The 18555-nt window shown below is 40.1% G+C and carries 17 protein-coding genes; 14 read left to right on the top strand and 3 right to left on the bottom strand.

The window, feature by feature from the left end; translation table 11 throughout:
• The first annotated feature begins 31 nt into the window (after positions 1–31).
• The 8 genes from ACMZOO_RS03665 (at position 32) to ACMZOO_RS03630 (ending at position 9921) form a co-directional block, all read left to right on the top strand.
• On the top strand, positions 32–436 hold the full coding sequence (locus tag ACMZOO_RS03665) for a MerR family DNA-binding protein (RefSeq protein WP_440905437.1): 405 nt from the start codon (positions 32–34) through the stop codon (positions 434–436).
• 15 nt (positions 437–451) lie between these two features.
• Entirely contained in the window at positions 452–2683 is a 2232-nt protein-coding gene (locus tag ACMZOO_RS03660; protein ID WP_440906332.1) for a heavy metal translocating P-type ATPase, read from the top strand.
• A 114-nt stretch (positions 2684–2797) separates the two neighbouring features.
• On the top strand, positions 2798–3628 hold the full coding sequence (locus tag ACMZOO_RS03655) for an ion transporter (protein WP_026016724.1): 831 nt from the start codon (positions 2798–2800) through the stop codon (positions 3626–3628).
• Between the two features lie 67 nt (positions 3629–3695).
• The gene (locus ACMZOO_RS03650; RefSeq protein ID WP_440905436.1) at positions 3696–5861 is read left to right on the top strand and encodes a multiheme c-type cytochrome; all 2166 of its coding nucleotides are present in this window, start codon (positions 3696–3698) and stop codon (positions 5859–5861) included.
• Positions 5862–5988: 127 nt separating this feature from the next.
• A complete protein-coding gene (locus ACMZOO_RS03645; RefSeq protein ID WP_440905435.1) occupies positions 5989–7827 on the top strand; it encodes a diguanylate cyclase domain-containing protein in 1839 nt (612 codons plus the stop codon).
• Positions 7828–7906: 79 nt separating this feature from the next.
• Positions 7907–8368: a hypothetical protein gene (locus tag ACMZOO_RS03640; RefSeq protein ID WP_440905434.1), complete on the top strand. Its 462-nt coding sequence runs from the start codon at positions 7907–7909 to the stop codon at positions 8366–8368.
• Between the two features lie 4 nt (positions 8369–8372).
• Positions 8373–9026 carry a hypothetical protein gene (locus ACMZOO_RS03635; RefSeq protein ID WP_440905433.1) on the top strand — a complete coding sequence of 218 codons (654 nt, stop codon included), beginning with the start codon at positions 8373–8375 and terminating at the stop codon, positions 9024–9026.
• 106 nt (positions 9027–9132) lie between these two features.
• Complete coding sequence (locus ACMZOO_RS03630; RefSeq protein ID WP_440905432.1) at positions 9133–9921, top strand: sulfotransferase family protein; 789 nt, start codon at positions 9133–9135, stop codon at positions 9919–9921.
• Positions 9922–9971: 50 nt separating this feature from the next.
• On the opposite strand, the gene ald is transcribed toward ACMZOO_RS03630, so the two are convergent.
• Positions 9972–11039 (bottom strand): alanine dehydrogenase, encoded by a 1068-nt coding sequence (ald, locus tag ACMZOO_RS03625; protein ID WP_440905431.1) that lies wholly within the window; start codon positions 11037–11039, stop codon positions 9972–9974.
• Between the two features lie 281 nt (positions 11040–11320).
• Here ald and ACMZOO_RS03620 point away from each other — a divergent pair, with 281 nt between their 5' ends.
• From ACMZOO_RS03620 to ACMZOO_RS03595, 6 genes are read left to right on the top strand one after another with little or no spacing between them, the layout of a single operon-like run.
• Entirely contained in the window at positions 11321–14080 is a 2760-nt protein-coding gene (locus ACMZOO_RS03620; protein WP_440905430.1) for a DNA translocase FtsK, read from the top strand.
• A 3-nt stretch (positions 14081–14083) separates the two neighbouring features.
• A complete protein-coding gene (gene lolA / locus ACMZOO_RS03615) occupies positions 14084–14710 on the top strand; it encodes an outer membrane lipoprotein chaperone LolA (RefSeq protein WP_440905429.1) in 627 nt (208 codons plus the stop codon).
• 22 nt (positions 14711–14732) lie between these two features.
• On the top strand, positions 14733–16061 hold the full coding sequence (locus ACMZOO_RS03610; protein WP_440905428.1) for a replication-associated recombination protein A: 1329 nt from the start codon (positions 14733–14735) through the stop codon (positions 16059–16061).
• The gene (crcB, locus tag ACMZOO_RS03605) at positions 16058–16438 is read left to right on the top strand and encodes a fluoride efflux transporter CrcB (protein WP_440906331.1); all 381 of its coding nucleotides are present in this window, start codon (positions 16058–16060) and stop codon (positions 16436–16438) included. Before ACMZOO_RS03610 ends, crcB begins: the two co-directional genes overlap by 4 nt.
• 18 nt (positions 16439–16456) lie before the next feature.
• On the top strand, positions 16457–17749 hold the full coding sequence (gene serS / locus ACMZOO_RS03600; protein ID WP_440905427.1) for a serine--tRNA ligase: 1293 nt from the start codon (positions 16457–16459) through the stop codon (positions 17747–17749).
• Positions 17750–17767: 18 nt separating this feature from the next.
• Positions 17768–17905, top strand: coding sequence for a hypothetical protein (locus ACMZOO_RS03595; RefSeq protein ID WP_016955299.1), 138 nt, complete (start codon positions 17768–17770; stop codon positions 17903–17905).
• Between the two features lie 18 nt (positions 17906–17923).
• Here ACMZOO_RS03595 and ACMZOO_RS03590 read toward each other — a convergent pair whose 3' ends face one another.
• Both ACMZOO_RS03590 and ACMZOO_RS03585 read right to left on the bottom strand, forming a co-directional pair.
• Positions 17924–18259, bottom strand: a complete 336-nt coding sequence (locus ACMZOO_RS03590; RefSeq protein WP_440905426.1) for a TusE/DsrC/DsvC family sulfur relay protein — start codon at positions 18257–18259, stop codon at positions 17924–17926.
• A gap of 8 nt (positions 18260–18267) precedes the next feature.
• Positions 18268–18546 (bottom strand): DsrH/TusB family sulfur metabolism protein, encoded by a 279-nt coding sequence (locus tag ACMZOO_RS03585; RefSeq protein WP_440905425.1) that lies wholly within the window; start codon positions 18544–18546, stop codon positions 18268–18270.
• Positions 18547–18555 lie beyond the last annotated feature (9 nt).

Genomic DNA, 18555 nt, shown 5'->3' with positions numbered 1-18555 from the left:
TTTAAAAGTTACAAGAGTATTAGGAGTGACTATGTTACAGGTTAACGAACTAGCGAAAGCATTAAATACTACGGCGGATACAGTCAGGTATTACGCCCGTTTAGGCTTAATAACAGCGACTAAATCAGCCAATGGCTACAAATTGTTTAATAGTGAGCAGCAGGCAAGGTTGCGCTTTATCTTATCGGCACGGCAATTAGGATTTTCGGTAGCTGATATCAGCGATATTTTAGATAAAGCTGATTGTGGTCAGTCGGCTTGTCCGACTGTACGCAAACTTATCGAGCAACGTTTGTTAGAGGTTGAAGAAAAAATTAAGCATATGCAGCAATTGCATCAAAAGATGACGCTGGCGCTGGAGACCTGGCAAGACCAACAAGACCAATTACCTGACGGTGAACATATTTGTCATCTAATTGGTTCGTTTCAACAGTAAATCAAGGAGTGGATGATGACTAAATACAATTTAGCAATCGATGGTGCGTCTTGTGCTTCTTGCGTCAATAAAATAGAAACAACCCTGAATAAACAAGCAGGTGTTGTACAAGCAAAAATGAATTTTGCTGATCGCACAGTTGAGGTTGAAGCTAACGGCCATGTTGATGAGTTAATTAAAGCTGTCACACAATTAGGCTACGGCGCAAAATTAATCGCCCGCGAAAACCAAGCTGAGCAACTTGCGCAAAATCAGCAGCAAGCCATTGATGAATATAGAAATAAATATAAGCAAGCGGCTACTGCTTTGGCTTTTGGTACTGGTTTAATGCTGTATGAATGGTTTGGTGGCAGTATGCAAATAACCAATACCTTTGAGCAAATAATGTGGTTAGTGATTGCTGTGACTATCGCGTTAGTCATGTTTATCTCGGGCAAACATTTCTACATAAGTGCTTGGCAAAACCTCAAGCATAAACAAGCCAATATGCACACCTTAGTTTCGTTAGGCACGTTAACGGCTTGGGGTTACTCATTTTTAGTTGTCGTTTTGCCAGAGCTTTTTCCGCAAAACGCTAGATTTATGTATTTTGAAGCAGCCGTGGTGATATTGGGTTTAGTTAACTTAGGTTTAGCTTTAGAGCTAAAAGCACGCAGTAATGCATCTGATGCCATTAGCCAACTGATTCAATTGCAAAGTAAAACTGCTTGGGTTGAAAGAAATGGTAAAACGCAAGCCATAGCACTCGAGCAGGTACAACAGGGCGACTGTGTTTTGGTTAAACCCGGCGAAAAAATACCTGTGGATGGCCAAGTGCAAAGTGGCGCCAGTTATGTGGATGAATCTATGTTAACTGGCGAGCCAATCGCAGTTAGTAAAATGGCTGGCGATAAGTTAGTTGCTGGCAGTATTAACCAAACCGGCACACTTAAATTTATTGCCAAACGAGTTGGACAAGACACTTTACTTGCGCAAATTATCGCAACAGTAAAACAAGCACAAAACACCAAACCTCAAATAAGTCGGCTGGTGGACAAAATAGCTAGTGTATTTGTGCCAGTTGTTATGTTTATTGCGGCTATCAGTGGTGGTATTTGGTGGTGGTTTGGTCCAAGCCCTCAAATTGCTTACGCGTTAGTTATAATAACCTCGGTATTAATTATTGCTTGCCCTTGTGCTTTAGGTTTAGCGACGCCAATGTCGATTACGGTAGGGGTTGGTCGCGCGGCTAAATTAGGAGTGCTGTATAAAAATGGTGATGCTATTGAGCGAGCTGGCAAAATCACCACTTTAGTTTTAGATAAAACTGGCACTATCACCCAAGGTAAACCGCAAGTTAGCCAAGTCCATTTTATTAAAAGTGATTTTGATGTAAATGATTTACAGCGTATTGCTAGCGTTGAGGCTTTATCCGAACATCCATTAGCTCAAGCTATGGTTAATTATTTAACTGGCGAATATGCAATTAAACCAATAGATGTCAGTGATTTTTCTGCAACTGTTGGCAAAGGTGTGGTTGGTATATGTCAGGGTAGGCAGGTGTTAATTGGCAATATTAGTTGGTTGCAAAATAATGGGGTAGCAACTGACTCCCTTCTTTTGCCTGACGAGATTCAGCAACAAACAAATACGCTGGTTTATGTTGCGATAAATAAGCAATTGCACAGTGTATTTTGTATAGAAGACAAAATTAGGGACGATAGCTTAACTAGCATTCAAACCTTGCAGCAACGAGGTATAGATATTGTGATGCTAACTGGTGACAACCAAGCAGTTGCCAATAAAGTTGCTAGCTCTTTGGGGATTAACCAGGTTTATGCAGAATTAAGCCCTGTAGATAAGCGCGATATAATTTCTCAAATTAAACAACAACAGCCACAATCAATAATCGCTATGGTGGGGGACGGTATTAACGATGCCCCCGCACTGGCAACCGCAGATATTGGTTTTGCTATGGGGCAAGGTACAGATATCGCAATGCAAAGCGCTGATATAGTGTTGATGCACGGCTCACTAAGCACTGTGATAGATGCAATTGCTGTTAGCCAAGCCACTTATACAAATATCAAACAAAATTTATTTGCGGCATTTGCCTATAACAGCGCGGCAATACCTATTGCAGCAGGTGTGTTATACCCAAGTTTAGGTTTTATTTTAAACCCAATGATAGCTGGGCTTGCAATGGCGTTGTCTTCAGTGACTGTGGTGTTAAATGCGAATAGGTTGAGGGCGAAAAAGCTAGATTAAAATTTTTGTAAAGAGCACAGGTTTTTCTATTGAATATGCTAAAATCGCCGCAATTTTTGTAGCAAACCTTTCTCTTTTTTGGAGCATATGTAAGTGGAAAGCACCTGTGCAAATATGAGTCGATTTGAAATTATTCAAGATCGTTTTGAGCAGTTAAAAAGCAACAAAGCTTTTGAAATTTTTGTTATATCCGTCATTGTTATTTCTGCGTTATTAATTGGCGCAAAAACTTATCCATTACCAGACAGTGTCATCCAGTTGACCAATTGGTTAGACTACTTTATTACAGTATTTTTCTTAATTGAAATCAGTATTCGTTTTATTGCCGATAAAAACAAAAAGCGTTTCTTTACCTCGTTTTGGAACTGCTTCGACACACTCATTGTATTCGTCAGCTTAATTCCGGTTGATAACTCAGAAATGGCGGTCATCGGCCGGTTAATCCGGGTATTCCGCGTGTTACGTATGGTGTCGATAATCCCTGAATTACGCATCTTATTAACCTCGTTAGTAAAAGCATTACCGCAATTGGGTTATGTTATGTTGTTGATGTTTATTATTTTCTATATATACGCAGCCGTTGGCAGCACTTTGTTTGCAAACATTAACCCTGTATTGTGGGGTGACATTACTATTGCTTTATTAACTCTGTTCAGGGTTATGACTTTTGAAGACTGGACAGATGTAATGTACGAAACTATGGAGGTTTATCCACTCAGTTGGATATATTATTTAACCTTTATATTTTTATCGGCTTTCGCCTTTTTAAACATGGTGATTGGGATAGTAGTTAGCGTGATGGAGCAAGAGCATGCCAAAGCCCGTGCAGAAAAATACAAAGAACAAGGTAAAGTAGAACCAACATTGGATGATGTGCAAAGTGAACTGCGCATAGTTAAAGAGATGTTGCAGCAACATATACAAGCGCAAAATAAGTCTTCATAATGCGTAGAAATGGTTGGGTATTTGCGGAGGTACCCAACCCCAAATAAATCGATGAGCTTTAGTTGTTATGTGGTTAAAAACCTTAAATAAAATCTTCTGTTATAGCGCGTTTTTTTTTGCTTTAGTGGGTAAAACGTTTGCATCAGAAAACTGTATTAGTTGCCATAAAGATGTAGTGGATAGCTGGCTGCAATCCGATCATGCAAAGGCTATGGATATCGTTAGCGACAAAACTGTGCTAGGCGATTTTAACAATGCAAATTTAAGCTACTTCCAACAAAGAGTTGAGTTTTTTAAAGATAACAACAAATTTAAAGCGAAAATTACTGACGAATCGGTCACGCCAGCAAAAGTCACTGAATACCAAATAGATTACGTATTTGGTCACTATCCATTGCAGCAATATTTAGTCGACATGCCAGATGGGAAAAAGCAGGTTTTTCCATTTACATGGGACAGCCGCAGTAAAGAAGAGGGTGGTCAACGTTGGTATCACATCCATAGTCAAGAGTATATTCAAGAGCAAGATAGATTACATTGGTTACAGCCATTACAAAACTGGAATGGTATGTGTGCTGACTGCCATTCAGATGGATTGAAACGTAACTATAATCCAGTAAAGGATGCTTTTGAGAGTAAATGGGACAATATAAATATTGGTTGTGTATCCTGCCATACAGTAGATGCCAAACATGCTGATGATAACTACCAAAGCACTAAAACAATTGAAGGTGTGTGGCAGTTTGCCACTGATGCTAAAATTGCGCAGTGGCATAGTTTAAATGGCAAACCAAGAGACAATCAGTTTATGGATAATTGTTATGCGTGCCATGCACTGCGCAGTCCACTAACGGATGGAATTACGGCTAACAATCCATTTTTAGACCAATTCTTGCCTGAATTTTTAGTGCCACCTTTGTATTATGCTGATGGACAAATTAAAGAAGAAGTTTATGTGCATGGCTCTTTCAAACAAAGCAAAATGTTTGAAGCTGGGGTGAATTGTATCGATTGTCACGACCCACATACTTACAAAATAAAATCAGATACCAACGGCTTGTGTTTACAATGTCATGAAGTGAATACCTACAATGTGGAGCAGCATCATAAACACCCGATAGGCAGTGAAGGTGCTGAATGTGTCAGTTGCCATATGCCAACCACAACTTATATGGGGGTAGATGCAAGGCGCGACCATAGTTTTAGCATTCCGAGACCACATTTGTCAGATGCATTTGCAACACCTAATGCTTGTGTAAGCTGCCATGCAAAAGATGCTGATGGACAAAATAAAACTAACCAATGGGCTGCTAAGCAAATAGAAAAATGGTTTGGGCATGATGCCAAAACACCTGCTGAACTTGTGCAATATATGCAAATTCATGCGGGTCAAGCAAGCAGTTTAGACCAACACTTAGCCTTGGCCGCTAATTTAGAATTAGATGTCATGAAGCGAGCGACTTTGATTCGTATGTTGGCTTATTATTTTCCACAAGTAACAGCCAAGCAACTGACTCCTTTTGTTAAAAATGATGATCCGTTGATTCGCATTGCCGCTGCTCAAGTTGCGAGTTTAGTGCCAGCTACTGAACGCACGCCACTTATTCAACCTTTGTTGCAAGATAAGTTAAAAGCAGTCAGGGTTGCAGCAGCACAAGCACTAATAGATGCAAAAGTTGATGGCAAAACCTTTAAACAAGCCTTTGATGAATACAATCAATTCATGCAAATAAACAGTTGGCGTGCTGAAGGTAGGCTTAATTATGCCAATGATTTATATCGCCAAGGTGAAGTGAATAAAGCGCTTGAACAGTTTAAACGCACCACAGAAATAGAGCCGTATTTTGCTCCTGGGTACGTCAATTTAGCCGATATTTATCGTAATATGCAGCAAGACCCTATGGTTGAAAAAGTGCTTAAACAAGGCTTAACACATAATCCTAATTCGGCCGATATCCACTATAGTTATGCACTGCATTTAATTCGCATTAAACAATACCAACAAGCGCTTACACATGCAGAGCAGGCTTATACTAATTCATTTAATCCAAGCCAATATTTGTATACCTATACACTACTCATGGATAATTTGGGACAAACCAATCAAGCGTTACAAAAATTGTGGCAGCACAAAAATGATTTAGCGGCAAATCGAGATTTAAAAGATCTAGCTTTGTACATGGCACAAAAGCTCAACAACCGCATGATGTATCAGAGAATTAACGCTTTATAAGTCACTCTGACTAGCCATATAAACAAATTGAACTAATCTTAATTTAGGTTAGTTCAATTGTGTTTATTTGATGGTGAAACGGCAACGTGTAGGGTTAATTATTAGTGAGATAGTCCGCAACAACAACATGCGGATTTTCAAATCATTAAAACAAGAATGTTTGGCCAACAAGGCATTGTTGGTTGCGTTTGAAGGCCGGTGTTTAACCTCTCTGAGTTATGGTCACCAACAGCAAAATTTTATTTATCGATTTGTCTCAAAAAACTCAGTTGATGGCTTGATAGTAACTACTGCAGCTGCGCCGGATGAATACCCAACAGATTTATATCAAAAACACTTTTTAACACCGCTGGATAATAATGTGGTCAATTATTATTTCGACCGCACTCTTTGCCACACAATTCGCCTGCGTAGTGAAAATGGTTCAGCTGAGTTGGCCGAACATTTAATTAGTGTTCATGGCTACAAAAAATTCGCGTTGATGCGGGGCCCACTCAATTCTGATGAAGCGACGCGTCGTTTTGAAGCATCGAAACAAGTATTAGAAAAACACAATTTGTTTGCACAAACACAAATATATCAACTCAGTTGGAATTCAACCGAAGCTCTCAATGTTGCCAAACAGATATTTGCCCAAGATTGTTTACCCGATGCGATTATTTTTCCAAACGATGAATCAGCGATTGCGGTACTAGATTACATCAATAATTTTAAACCTGAATTGGTTGGCAAAATTGCCGTTGTCGGATTTGACAATTCAACCAATGCAAAATTAGTTTCACCGCAACTAACCACAGTGGAGCATCCGCACGAAAAAATGTCGGCCGATGCTGTGCGATTATTAAAAGAGGGCGATCCAAACAAACCTCAGCTTATTTTGCACGATACACCACTTATTTATCGTCAGTCGTGTGGCTGTCATTATCAGAGCGAAGTCGAAAGTTCTTCACAGAAACTCTTCACTGAAGACTTTAATTTATACGACAATACTCAGTCTTTGAGCTATCAAGATTTTTTCGCCAAACTCACTACAGCTCTGCAGTTTAGAGGCATATCAGGCTGTTACATAAGCTGTTATTTAGATGATGCATTTGAAGTAACTGAAACCACCGAGCCACCGCAGTATTCAGAACTTATTTATTGTTATCACAAAGGGCAAAGAAAAGAGTTTGAATCGCGCTGTATGTTTCCAACATTAGAATTATTGCCAAGTGAGCAATTTTCTAGTGATGAATTTTCCTGTTTAGTTGTACGTAACCTGTTTTATGCCAGCAGCCATTTTGGCTTTGTTGTGTTTGATATGGAGCAGGGGCGTTTGCAAGATTTGCAAGAAATTAGCGTAAATATTGCGACTACATTAAACACTATTCGCATTCTTGAAAAAATGCAGAAAATGGCACATAAAAATGAATATTTATTAGATGTTTTGCAGCAAAAAAATGCCCAATTAGCCACGCATAATAAATCCCTGCAACGAATATCGACCATAGACGATATGACGCAAGTGCATAACCGCAGGGGCTTTTACCAAAATTTTGATTACCTGTTTAAGCACTCAGATGCGAACCAATTTACCTTTTTTTATGCCGATTTAGACAACTTAAAATCCATTAATGACACCTTAAGCCATGCTGCCGGTGACAGTGCAATAAAACTCGCCGCAGATAGCTTAAAACATGTATTTCGAGACGCAGATATTGTCGCGCGCATGGGCGGTGATGAGTTTGTAATAGCCGCCGACATAGACGCATTTACCGCACAAAATATTATTAACCGGCTGCAACAAAAAGTAGAAGCGATAAACCAACAACAAAATTTAGCCTTTCATTTTGGTATTAGCATAGGTTATTACAGCTTTGCGCGAGACGATTTTGTTGATATAGATTATGCGATAAAACGCGCTGATGAAGTGCTGTACGACAACAAACGTAAGCGCAAAGCTAAATATGCTAAGCGGAAAAGTTGAACTTGGTTTTTAGCCGGTTTTTTGTTAGAAACAGGATTAGTGTTCGACTTTATGCAAAATTAAAACAGGGTTAAAGGAAATGAAAAAATTTATAACAAGCATGCTATTGGTAAATGGTATCTTATTTTCAACGACTGCAGTACAGGCTGCACCTAGCCAAGGTTACACAGCTACTCAGCAGTTAGGCACTTGTCTGGTTGATTCCCTCAACGGGCGCGAGCGTAAAGATTTAGCCAAATGGATATTTTTTGCCATGTCAGCTCACCCAGAAATTATGCCGTTTTCGAAAATTACTGATAAAGACCATGATACTTCGAATCAATTCGTTGGTGGTTTGATAACACGTTTATTGACCAGCGACTGCCCAGCTCAAGCGAAAGCCGCACTTAAAGAAAGTGGCTCATTGGCAATTGAAGGTGCGTTTAGATTAGTTGGTGAAGTTGCGATGCAAGAGCTTATGAGTAATCAAAACGTATCACAAACTATAGGGGCATTTGAGAAATACCTAGACCAAGCAAAAATTGCCGAGTTGAGTCAGTAGCTGTATGACATACAAAACAAAAATATTGGCGATTTGCAAAGAGGTTGCGGCCGATTACCCCAACTGGCAGTTTACCGCTGGTCAGTTTAAAAATAAATCAGCTAAGTTTGCTTACCAAACCATAGATCCGGGTTTTTCCTTTAAAGGCGCCGCCGATGGCTGGGCTTCGGTTGATTTCAGACCTTATATTAATGTGTATTATCCGCAGCTGGCCAAATTTGAAAAAAAATTTAATAGAAAAAGCTATGGTAAACACTTTTTTATGTCAATGCGTCGGCTGGGAACCAATATTCAATATTCCGGCTTATTTAAAAACTGGGACAGCGAACAAACGCCAGAAGACGATATTTATCGACAGATACACTATTGGTTTGAACATTGCATTCCGCAAATGCAGGCCGAGTTTGATTTTTCAAGTGAAACGACTTTATATCAAAGCCTTAAAGGCAACCAAAAAATTTTGGATGATGGCTCTGCATTTGCTAATTTATTTTTTTTGGCGGCCTATTATGGTGATTTTGAATTTATCGAAGCGCTATACAGAGGTGATATTACGACAAAAGTTCGTGACGCTGAAAGAGTTAGAATTTTAGATTATTTTATGCCTTATTTGCCTGAGTTTAAGCAAAACTGGCAGCAGTTGGGTAAAGCTTTATAGTGGGTTAAAAATAAGGGTTAATTGGCGTTAGTTTATTGAGTGCTTGCAACTTTCTATTATGTGTTATCATTGGCCTTTGTTTTAAATTCTAATACCTACAAACTGCATGTTTAAACAAATTCATATCGTAGCTTGCTCACCTCGCACCGGCACAACTTTATTGCACGAGGCAATGGTGACTTGCTTTAAAGTTGATAAAAAATACGATCACGAAATTCGTTTCCATTTAACCGATGCGAATGATGGTGATGTGTTGATCAGTAAAAGACCAAAAGACACTTATTACATGTCGCAAATACTTGATCAAACACCCGATTTTTACGTGATTTATTTGTTGCGTGATCCGCGTGATTCTATTTGTAGTCGTCACGGCAAAGACATGTCCAAGTATTACTCAAATTTAACCCTTTGGCGTGATTTACATGCACACGGTAAGGCGTTGCGCAATTTCAATAACTTTCTAGAGATTCGCTATGAGGATTTTGTTTCTGATCCAAACGCAGTGCAGCAACAAATAATGCAGCGTTTCCCTTGGTTAGAAAAATTGCACGATTTCACCGACTATCATTTACATGCCAAAGTATCCGAAGGTTCATCAAAAGCTTTAAAAGGGCTCCGTCCAATAAGCCCGGCAAGCATTGGTTTGTGGAAAAAGAATTTACAACGCATTAAAGGTCAAACATTACGCCATGGCTCAATGACCCCAGATTTAATTGATTGTGGTTATGAAAATGACGACAGTTGGGAGTCTATATTGGATGGTGTCGAGCCAGATTTTTCCAAAAGCCGCTACCCAGAAACAATTTCAATTTTTAAGAGGCTTTCACTAAAACTTCATGGCTTTCTGAAAGTGAGAGAGTTTAAGCGCAAGCGCGGTAAACGCTTTTCTTGCTAATTAACTAAGTAGTTGAATTAGCTAAATGATTTAGCTAGATAAATAAGGGGTTACACCAACCCCTTATAAACCACCTTTCCATGTAAAATATTCACCCCATTATTTAACCCGGGATCTTCAGCCAAAGCTTGCTGTAAACCTAGTTCAGCGATACGTTTTACATAGGGCAGGGTTGCATTATTTAATGCGATTGTTGAGGTAACCGGCACTGCACCTGGCATATTGGTTACGCAATAATGCACTATGCCATCAACTTCATAGGTTGGTTCACTATGGGTAGTTGGTCGCGATGTTTCAAAACAGCCTCCTTGGTCAATTGCCACATCGACTAACACAGAGAACTTTTCCATATTGCTTAACCAGTCTTTTTTTACCAATTTGGGTGAACTAGCGCCGGTAACTAATACTGCGCCTACCACCATATCTGCTTCTAATACTGCTGCTTTAATGGTGTTTTCTGAGGCGATCACACAATTTAAACTTCCGGCATATTTATTTTTTAGTTGGTCAAGGCGGTCGATATTGGTATCGAGCATGGTGACTTTGGCTTGCATGCCCATGGCAATGAGTGCGGCTTGTTCTCCAACATTGCCAGCGCCAATCACTACTACATGTGCAGGGGGAACTCCTGGCAATCCACCTAGCAATTTACCTTTGCCACCTTGCGATTTTAGTAAAGATTGTGCGCCAACTTGGGTGGCTAAGCGCCCAGCAATTTGTGACATAGGTTGCAATAGCGGCAGTTGGCCTAATTCATTAGTCACTGTTTCGTAAGCTATAAAAGTTGCTCCTGTTGCTGCTAATGCTTGGGTGAGCTTTTTATCTGCTGCTAAGTGCAAATAAGTAAATAACACATGCTCTGGTGTAAACAACTCAACTTCTTCTAGCAAAGGTTCTTTTACTTTTACAATTAAATTGGCGTGTTCAAACACCTGTTGTTTTGTGCCAACAATAGCGCCTGCTTGCTGATACATTTGGTCGGTAAAATTAGCACCTAAACCTGCACCAGATTCTACCCATACCCAATGGTTGTTTTTTACCAATTCGGCAACACTGTCTGGGGTTAAGCCAACGCGATATTCATGAACTTTTATTTCTTTTATCACACCAATATTCATATTAAGCTGCTCATTTGCCAACACTGTCTTTATTTAGTATAGAGCTAAATCAATATAAATTGCGAATATCAGAGTCATCACAGACAGTTCAATTCAAGGCGTATCATTGCAGGAATGTAGGCACCTTTCAAAATGATACAACACAGAAGTGGGCTGTCTGTGAGGCTCCTGAAAGGCAGGGCTGATTATCGCTATTTATATTGAATTAGCTCTACGTAATAATTTATTAAGATGTTAAATCACGTTAGAATGTCACGCGGAAATAACTATAACAGGTGAGTATGATTTTGACCGAAAACACCCAAGCTAAATCGTTAACGGGTATTCAACGCCTTCTTGAAGTTGGATTATTAGCCTGCGGCTGTTGTGCTTTGTATCTTATGTTGGCACTCGTTTCTTTTGATCCGCTCGACCCAAGTTGGAGCCAATCTGGCTACGATATGCCTGTTCGCAATATGGCTGGAGCGATAGGCGCGTGGCTTGCCGATATTCTTTTATTCTTTTTTGGCGCTGTTGCTTATTTAGTGCCTGTGGCAGTGAGTTATCTGGGCTGGGTACTGTTTCAAAAGAAACCGAATTTCTTTGAGGTCGACTTCCTTGCTCTCGGGTTGCGTATAATCGGTTTTATCCTGTTGCTTGTTTCAACCACAGCACTGTCTAGCATGAATTTTGCGGACGTATTTGTGTATTCATCTGGTGGTTTGTTAGGTGATGTCGTCAGTAAATCTATGCTGCCATATTTCAATTTTGTTGGCTCAACCTTGTTGTTACTGTGCTTTTTTTGCACGGGTGTTACTTTGTTATTTGGTGTTTCTTGGCTGTTTTTAATCGACAAAACGGGTGAGTACGTTATTTTTGCTGGCGATTGGTTGTGGCAGCAATTTAATAAATTAAAAGAAAAGCTTGCCGAAAAACGACAACAAGCAGACTCTGATGATTCGGACTTTGCTAAATCGGATTTAAATATCACTGAAGATAAATCGACCATTGTTAAAGCGCTTGAAGACACTTCTGATAAGCCACAAACCCGTTTGTTAGGCACGAATAAATTGCCGTGGCAACAAGATCAATCTGATCAACAAAACGATGAAGTCGAGTCTGATAATGAGCAGGTTGTAGAGCAAACCGAGACAGCTAAAAAGCGTTTGATGCCTAGTTTAGATTCAATTTTTGGTAATAAAGAGCCAGAAACAACCGCCGATGACAAACTAGAATTGCCAAAAATTGCTGATGTTGCCAAGTCGCCAGAGTTAGCTGCAGAAACTTCAACAAGCTCAGAAAGAAAAGAACCAGAATTAGGAAGTCTTGAGCAAATTCAAGCAGATGATTTCAGCCATGGAGAATTTAAAGAATTGGCTGAGATGGATGAAGACACATTACAAACTCTATTGCCGTTGCCGGAAGATCAGGATGAAGCCACAGTTCAAATAGCAGAGAAACCACAAAAAGCGCATATTCGAGTATCAGCTGATCAAACTTCTTATGCTGATTTTATGGCGGAGCAAGAAAAAATAGCGGCGGAAGAGGCTGCTCGTCCACCGCTCACGCCTTTACCATCATTTGATTTGCTAGACAGAGCAGACAAAAAAGAAAACCCAATTACTCAAGAGCAAATGGATGCTGTCGCACGTTTAGTTGAAGCTAAATTGCTTGAATATAAAATTAAAGCCGATGTGGTTGGGGTTTATCCTGGCCCTGTTATTACTATGTTAGAGCTTGATTTAGCGCCAGGGGTGAAAGTTTCAGCCATTACAAATCTATCCAAAGATTTAGCTCGTTCATTATCTACAGCTTCTGTCCGTGTAGTTGAGGTTATTCCTGGTAAACCTTTCATCGGCTTAGAACTTCCTAATAAGAACCGTGAAACCGTGCGCTTAAGTGAAGTTATTGAAACGGATGCATTTGAAAAGTCGAAATCACCTCTGACTATGGTGTTGGGCTGCGACACTATGGGTAAGCCTGTTATTGCTGATTTGGCCAAAATGCCACATGTATTAGTGGCGGGTACGACTGGCTCGGGTAAGTCGGTATTGGTTAATACCATGATTTTAAGTTTTTTATATAAAGCGACTCCGGCTGAGCTACGTATGATCATGATTGACCCTAAAATGTTGGAGCTTGCTATTTACGAAGACATCCCACATTTATTGTGTGAAGTTGTGACTGACATGAAAGATGCATCAAACGCACTGCGTTGGTGTGTAGGAGAGATGGAACGTCGTTATAAATTAATGGCTGCCGTTGGGGTGCGTAATCTAAAAGGTTTTAACGCCAAAGTTGAAGAGAATATTGAAGCTGGTACGCCATTAACTGACCCATTATGGAAGCCAGGCGATAGCATGGCTGAAAGTGCACCAGAGCTTGAAAAACTGCCGAGTATAGTTGTGGTGATTGACGAATTTGCCGACATGATGATGATTGTTGGGAAAAAAGTTGAAGAGCTGATTGCACGTATTGCACAAAAAGCACGTGCCGCTGGTATTCACTTAATTTTGGCGACACAAAGACCGTCAGTTGATGTTATTACAGGTTTAATTAAAGCTAATATCCCAACTCGTATTGGTTTATCGGTTTCATCAAAAATTGACTCTCGAACTATTTTAGACCAACAAGGTGCTGAAAGTTTGTTGGGTATGGGTGATATGCTTTATCAACCTTCTGGTACGAATATCCCAACCCGTGCCCACGGTGCTTTTGTTGATGATCACGAAGTACATGCGGTTGTTGCTGAGTGGAAGCTGCGCGGCAAACCAGATTACATTGATGAAGTATTAAGTGGCGAAGAAGAAATTTTATTACCGGGTGAGCAGCCAGAAATGGCAGAGGGTGAAGAGGTTGATGCTTTATATGATGAAGCCGTAGCTTTTGTAACCGAAACTCGCAAAGTATCGGTTTCTAGCGTACAACGTAAATTTAGAATTGGTTATAATCGTGCGGCTCGTATTGTGGAACAAATGGAAATGTCTGGGGTCGTAACCAGTGCAGGCCATAACGGGGCACGTGAAGTATTGGCGGCAGCGCCACCAAAATTGGATGATTAATATATGCAGTTTATAAAAAAAATGGTTTTAGGCGCGTCGTTAGTGATGATGGCGTGTGGTTTACAAGCAAGTGAAGCAGTAAAAGAATTACAGCAAAAATTACAAACCTTATCAGGGTTTAGCGCGCAGTTCTCGCAAAAAGTGACGGATAGTCAAGGTAAGGTGGTGCAAACCACCCAAGGTCAAGTTGATATAGTGCAACCAAATAAATTTCGTTGGCAAACTTATGAACCGAACGAAAATTTATTAGTGTCAGATGGCCAAAGTGTGTGGTTTTTTGACCCGTTTGTTGAGCAAGTATCAATTTATAACTACATCAGTTTAGTTGATTCAAACCCAATTTTATTATTATTACAGCCAACATCTGATGCATGGCAGGCGTATGAAATATCTAAAGTTGCGGATAAAACTTATCGCATAAAAGCTAAATCACAAGAGCAGCAAATTGATTATGTAGATTTAGCTTTTTCTGCAACTGACCAAGTGACAGCATTAAATATTAAAGACAGACAAAACCAATTAAGCGAATACTCATTTACTGCATTTAACTTACGTAACAGCAGTGATTATGCAGCGAACTACTTCAAATTTGCTATAGAAGATGGCATTGAAGTAGACGACCAAAGATAACAAGTTAAGCTAATTTTTAATCATGTTATTTGATGAGTTGAATAAGCCTTTAGCAGCGCGTATGCGTGCGCAGACTATTGAACAGTACATTGGTCAGTCGCACATATTAGGGCCAGATAAACCCTTATTTAAAGCGATAAAGTCTGGCCGTGTGCATTCACTTATTTTGTGGGGGCCGCCGGGTACTGGCAAAACCACTCTTGCAGAATTAATTGCTCAATACGCCAATGCACACATTGAACGTATCTCAGCTGTTACCTCTGGTGTAAAGGATATTCGCCAGGCCATCGACAATGCAAAAAATGTCGCCCAAGCGCAAGGGCAAAAAACTGTGTTGTTTGTTGATGAGGTACATAGGTTCAACAAATCGCAACAAGATGCATTTTTGCCGTATATCGAAGATGGCACTGTTATTTTTGTTGGTGCAACTACCGAAAATCCAGGGTTTGAACTAAACAGAGCTTTATTATCGCGAGCGCGTGTTTACCTACTGAAAAAGCACAACAAAGATGATTTATTACAATTAATCACCCAAGTTAAAAATCGCCCACAACATAGTGGTGAATCGGCCACGCTAGAAATTCCAGCCGATATTCAAAATGCGCTAGTTGACTACAGCGATGGTGATGCGCGTAAATTGCTTAATTTGTTAGAAATTCTTACAGATATGTCGGAAGCTGATGAAAACGGCCAGCGTAAGATAACTGATGAGCATGTACAAACTCTGTTAGAGCATAAAGTAGTCGCGGGTGATAAGGGAGGCGATCTGTTTTACGACATGATCTCTGCTTTTCACAAATCTGTTCGTGGCTCATCGCCAGATGGCGCTTTGTATTGGTATGCGCGCATGTTGAAATCGGGTGTTGACCCTTTATATGTTGCCCGTAGATTATTAGCCATAGCCTCTGAAGATATTGGTAATGCAGACCCAAGAGCTATGCAAGTTGCGTTAAATGCATGGGATTGCTATACCCGAGTTGGTCCTGCAGAAGGTGAAAGGGCGATTGCTCAAGCGGCTGTATATCTTGCGAGTGCTGCAAAAAGTAATGCTGTGTACACTGCGTTTAAAGCAGCATTGCGTGATGCTGAAAATTTACCTAGCTTTGATGTGCCGTTTCACTTGCGCAACGCGCCGACCCAAATTAATAAATCACTTGGCCATGGCGCAGAATATAGATATGCACATAACGAAGCGAACGCATATGCGGCAGGCGAGTGTTATATGCCTGAGGAAATTAAGGATACAAAATATTATTTTCCGACCGAACGTGGTATTGAAAGTAAAATTCAACAAAAACTAGATTACCTCGCTAATCTTGACCAGCAGAGCACAAATAAGAGGTACGAATAGTCGTGACTTATGTGTTTATTGCGATTGGTGGCGCTTTGGGTGCGTGTTTAAGATATTTTCTTTCACAACAAGCGTTAATCTGGTTTGGTAAAGAGTTTCCTTTTGGTACACTGCTGGTCAATGTTTTGGGCTCGCTGATAATTGGCTTTTTATATACCTTAATCGCCCAAGGATATGTGCAATTAATTCCTTGGCGTACATTTATTGGTATCGGCTTTTTAGGGGCGTTAACTACCTTCTCAACATTTTCTATGGACACTTTGTTGTTATTGCAACAAGGCGCATGGATTAAAGCGAGTCTGAATATATTATTAAACGTTTTTGTTTGTCTGTTTGCTGCTTGGATAGGCAGTAAATTAGTCGGGATTAAATTTTAAAAAAGAACTGGTTATAGAATGTTAGATCCTAAAATTTTACGTAGCGACTTAGAGCAAGTTGCCGCACGATTAGAAACTCGTGGTTTTAAGTTAGATGTTGATGCGTTAGTTCAATTAGAAGAAAAACGTAAAGCCATTCAAGTTAAAACTGAAAACTTACAAAACGAGCGTAATGCCCGTTCAAAAAACATAGGTAAAGCCAAAGCGGCTGGCGAAGACATTGCGCCTTTGTTAGCACAAGTAGGTGAGTTGGGCTCAGCATTAGACGCAGCTAAAACTGAGCTTGCAGAAGTTATGCAACAATGGGACAGCTTAACTTTAGGCATCCCTAATTTACCTGATGAATCAGTGCCAGTTGGTGCCGACGAAGCTGATAATGTTGAAGTGCGCAAATGGGGTACAGTGCCTAGCTTTGATTTTGCGGTAAAAGACCATGTAGATTTAGCCGAAGCTTTAGGTAAAGGTTTAGACTTCGAAAGTGGTGTTAAATTGTCAGCTGCTCGCTTTGTGGTTATGCGTGGCCAAATAGCGCGTATGCATCGAGCTTTGTCGCAGTTTATGCTGGATTTACATACCCAAGAGCATGGTTATAGCGAAACTTATGTGCCTTACATTGTTAACTCTGACAGCTTATATGGTACAGGCCAGTTGCCAAAGTTTGGTGAAGATTTATTCCATACTCAGCCTTTATCTGCTGACGGTGCGGGTATGTCACTTATCCCAACAGCGGAAGTGCCATTAACTAACTTAGCGCGTGATGAGATTTTTGATGAAGAACAATTGCCAGTTAAATTAACCGCGCATACTCCTTGTTTCCGTTCTGAAGCTGGTTCATCAGGTCGCGATACTCGCGGTTTAATTCGTCAACATCAGTTTGATAAAGTTGAATTAGTTCAGTTGGTTAAACCAGAAGATTCAATGCAAGCGCTTGAAGATTTAACCGGCCATGCTGAAAAAGTATTGCAGCTATTGAACTTACCTTACCGTGTAATGGCGTTATGTACTGGCGATATGGGCTTTGGCGCAGCTAAAACTTACGATTTAGAAGTTTGGTTACCAGCGCAAGATTGTTATCGTGAAATTTCATCTTGTTCTAACATGCAAGACTTCCAAGCACGTCGTATGCAAGCTAGATTGCGTAGAAAAGGTGCGAAAAAGCCAGAATTGTTACATACTCTAAATGGTTCGGGTCTAGCAGTAGGTCGTACTTTAGTGGCAATTTTAGAGAATTATCAGCAAGCTGATGGTTCTATTAAAGTGCCTGAAGTATTACAGCCTTATATGGGCGGCTTAACGGTTATTTCTGCCTAATTTTGTATTGGAGTTGATATGGCGAAAAGATCACAACCATCACCGGTTAAATTATTTTTAAAAGCAGTCTATTGGTTGCTTATTATCGCCATATTTGGCTCTGTGTTAGTGCTGGCTTTTGACGCTTACCTAACATGGAAATCAGCTAAGGGCTAAAACCGCCCTTTGTGATGATTAGATGCATTTAGCGGGTTTTGGTAAACCCGCTATTTTTGTCGCTTGTTTAGCTGGGCCTTTTGGAAATAACTTGTACAAATATGGACTGTTACCTTTCTCTTTGCCCAACTTTTGTCCAATTGCTTTCACCAAAATTCGAATCGCAGGGCTGGTTTTAAACTCCAAATAGAAGTTACGCACAAACCAAATCACTTCCCAGTGAGACTCAGTTAACTCAATATTTTCTTGCTCTGCTAACACAGGGGCGAGCGCTTCACTCCAGTCTAAATAGTTTTGTAAATATCCATGTTTGTCTAAAGCAATAGCCTGCTGATTAAATACAAGTTCACTCATACGATTCGTTAATTACCAATTTGAATAATAGGCTGGTGTTTAATGGTTAATTCTACCCATTCTTGCTTGGATAACCAAATTTGGCTGGGCTGTGTACAAGATAAACCTCGGGCTGATGCATCATCAGCGAGTACATGGCATTGCTCAAATTGCTGTATTTCACTTTTGAGTAAGTTATAGCAGCCATCTTCAGTAAATAAGATGGCTTTGTTTTTAAGTTGTTGTGCTAGCTCGGATACTCTAGTCGAACTTAAAACGCTTTTAACCGTATACAATGGTTTTGGCATAGTTATCCC

The sequence above is a fragment of the Catenovulum sp. SX2 genome, assembly GCF_052056295.1.
GTDB lineage: Bacteria > Pseudomonadota > Gammaproteobacteria > Enterobacterales > Alteromonadaceae > Catenovulum.
Note: the sequence above shows the minus strand (reverse complement) of the source record. Positions and strands in the feature narration are given on the sequence as shown.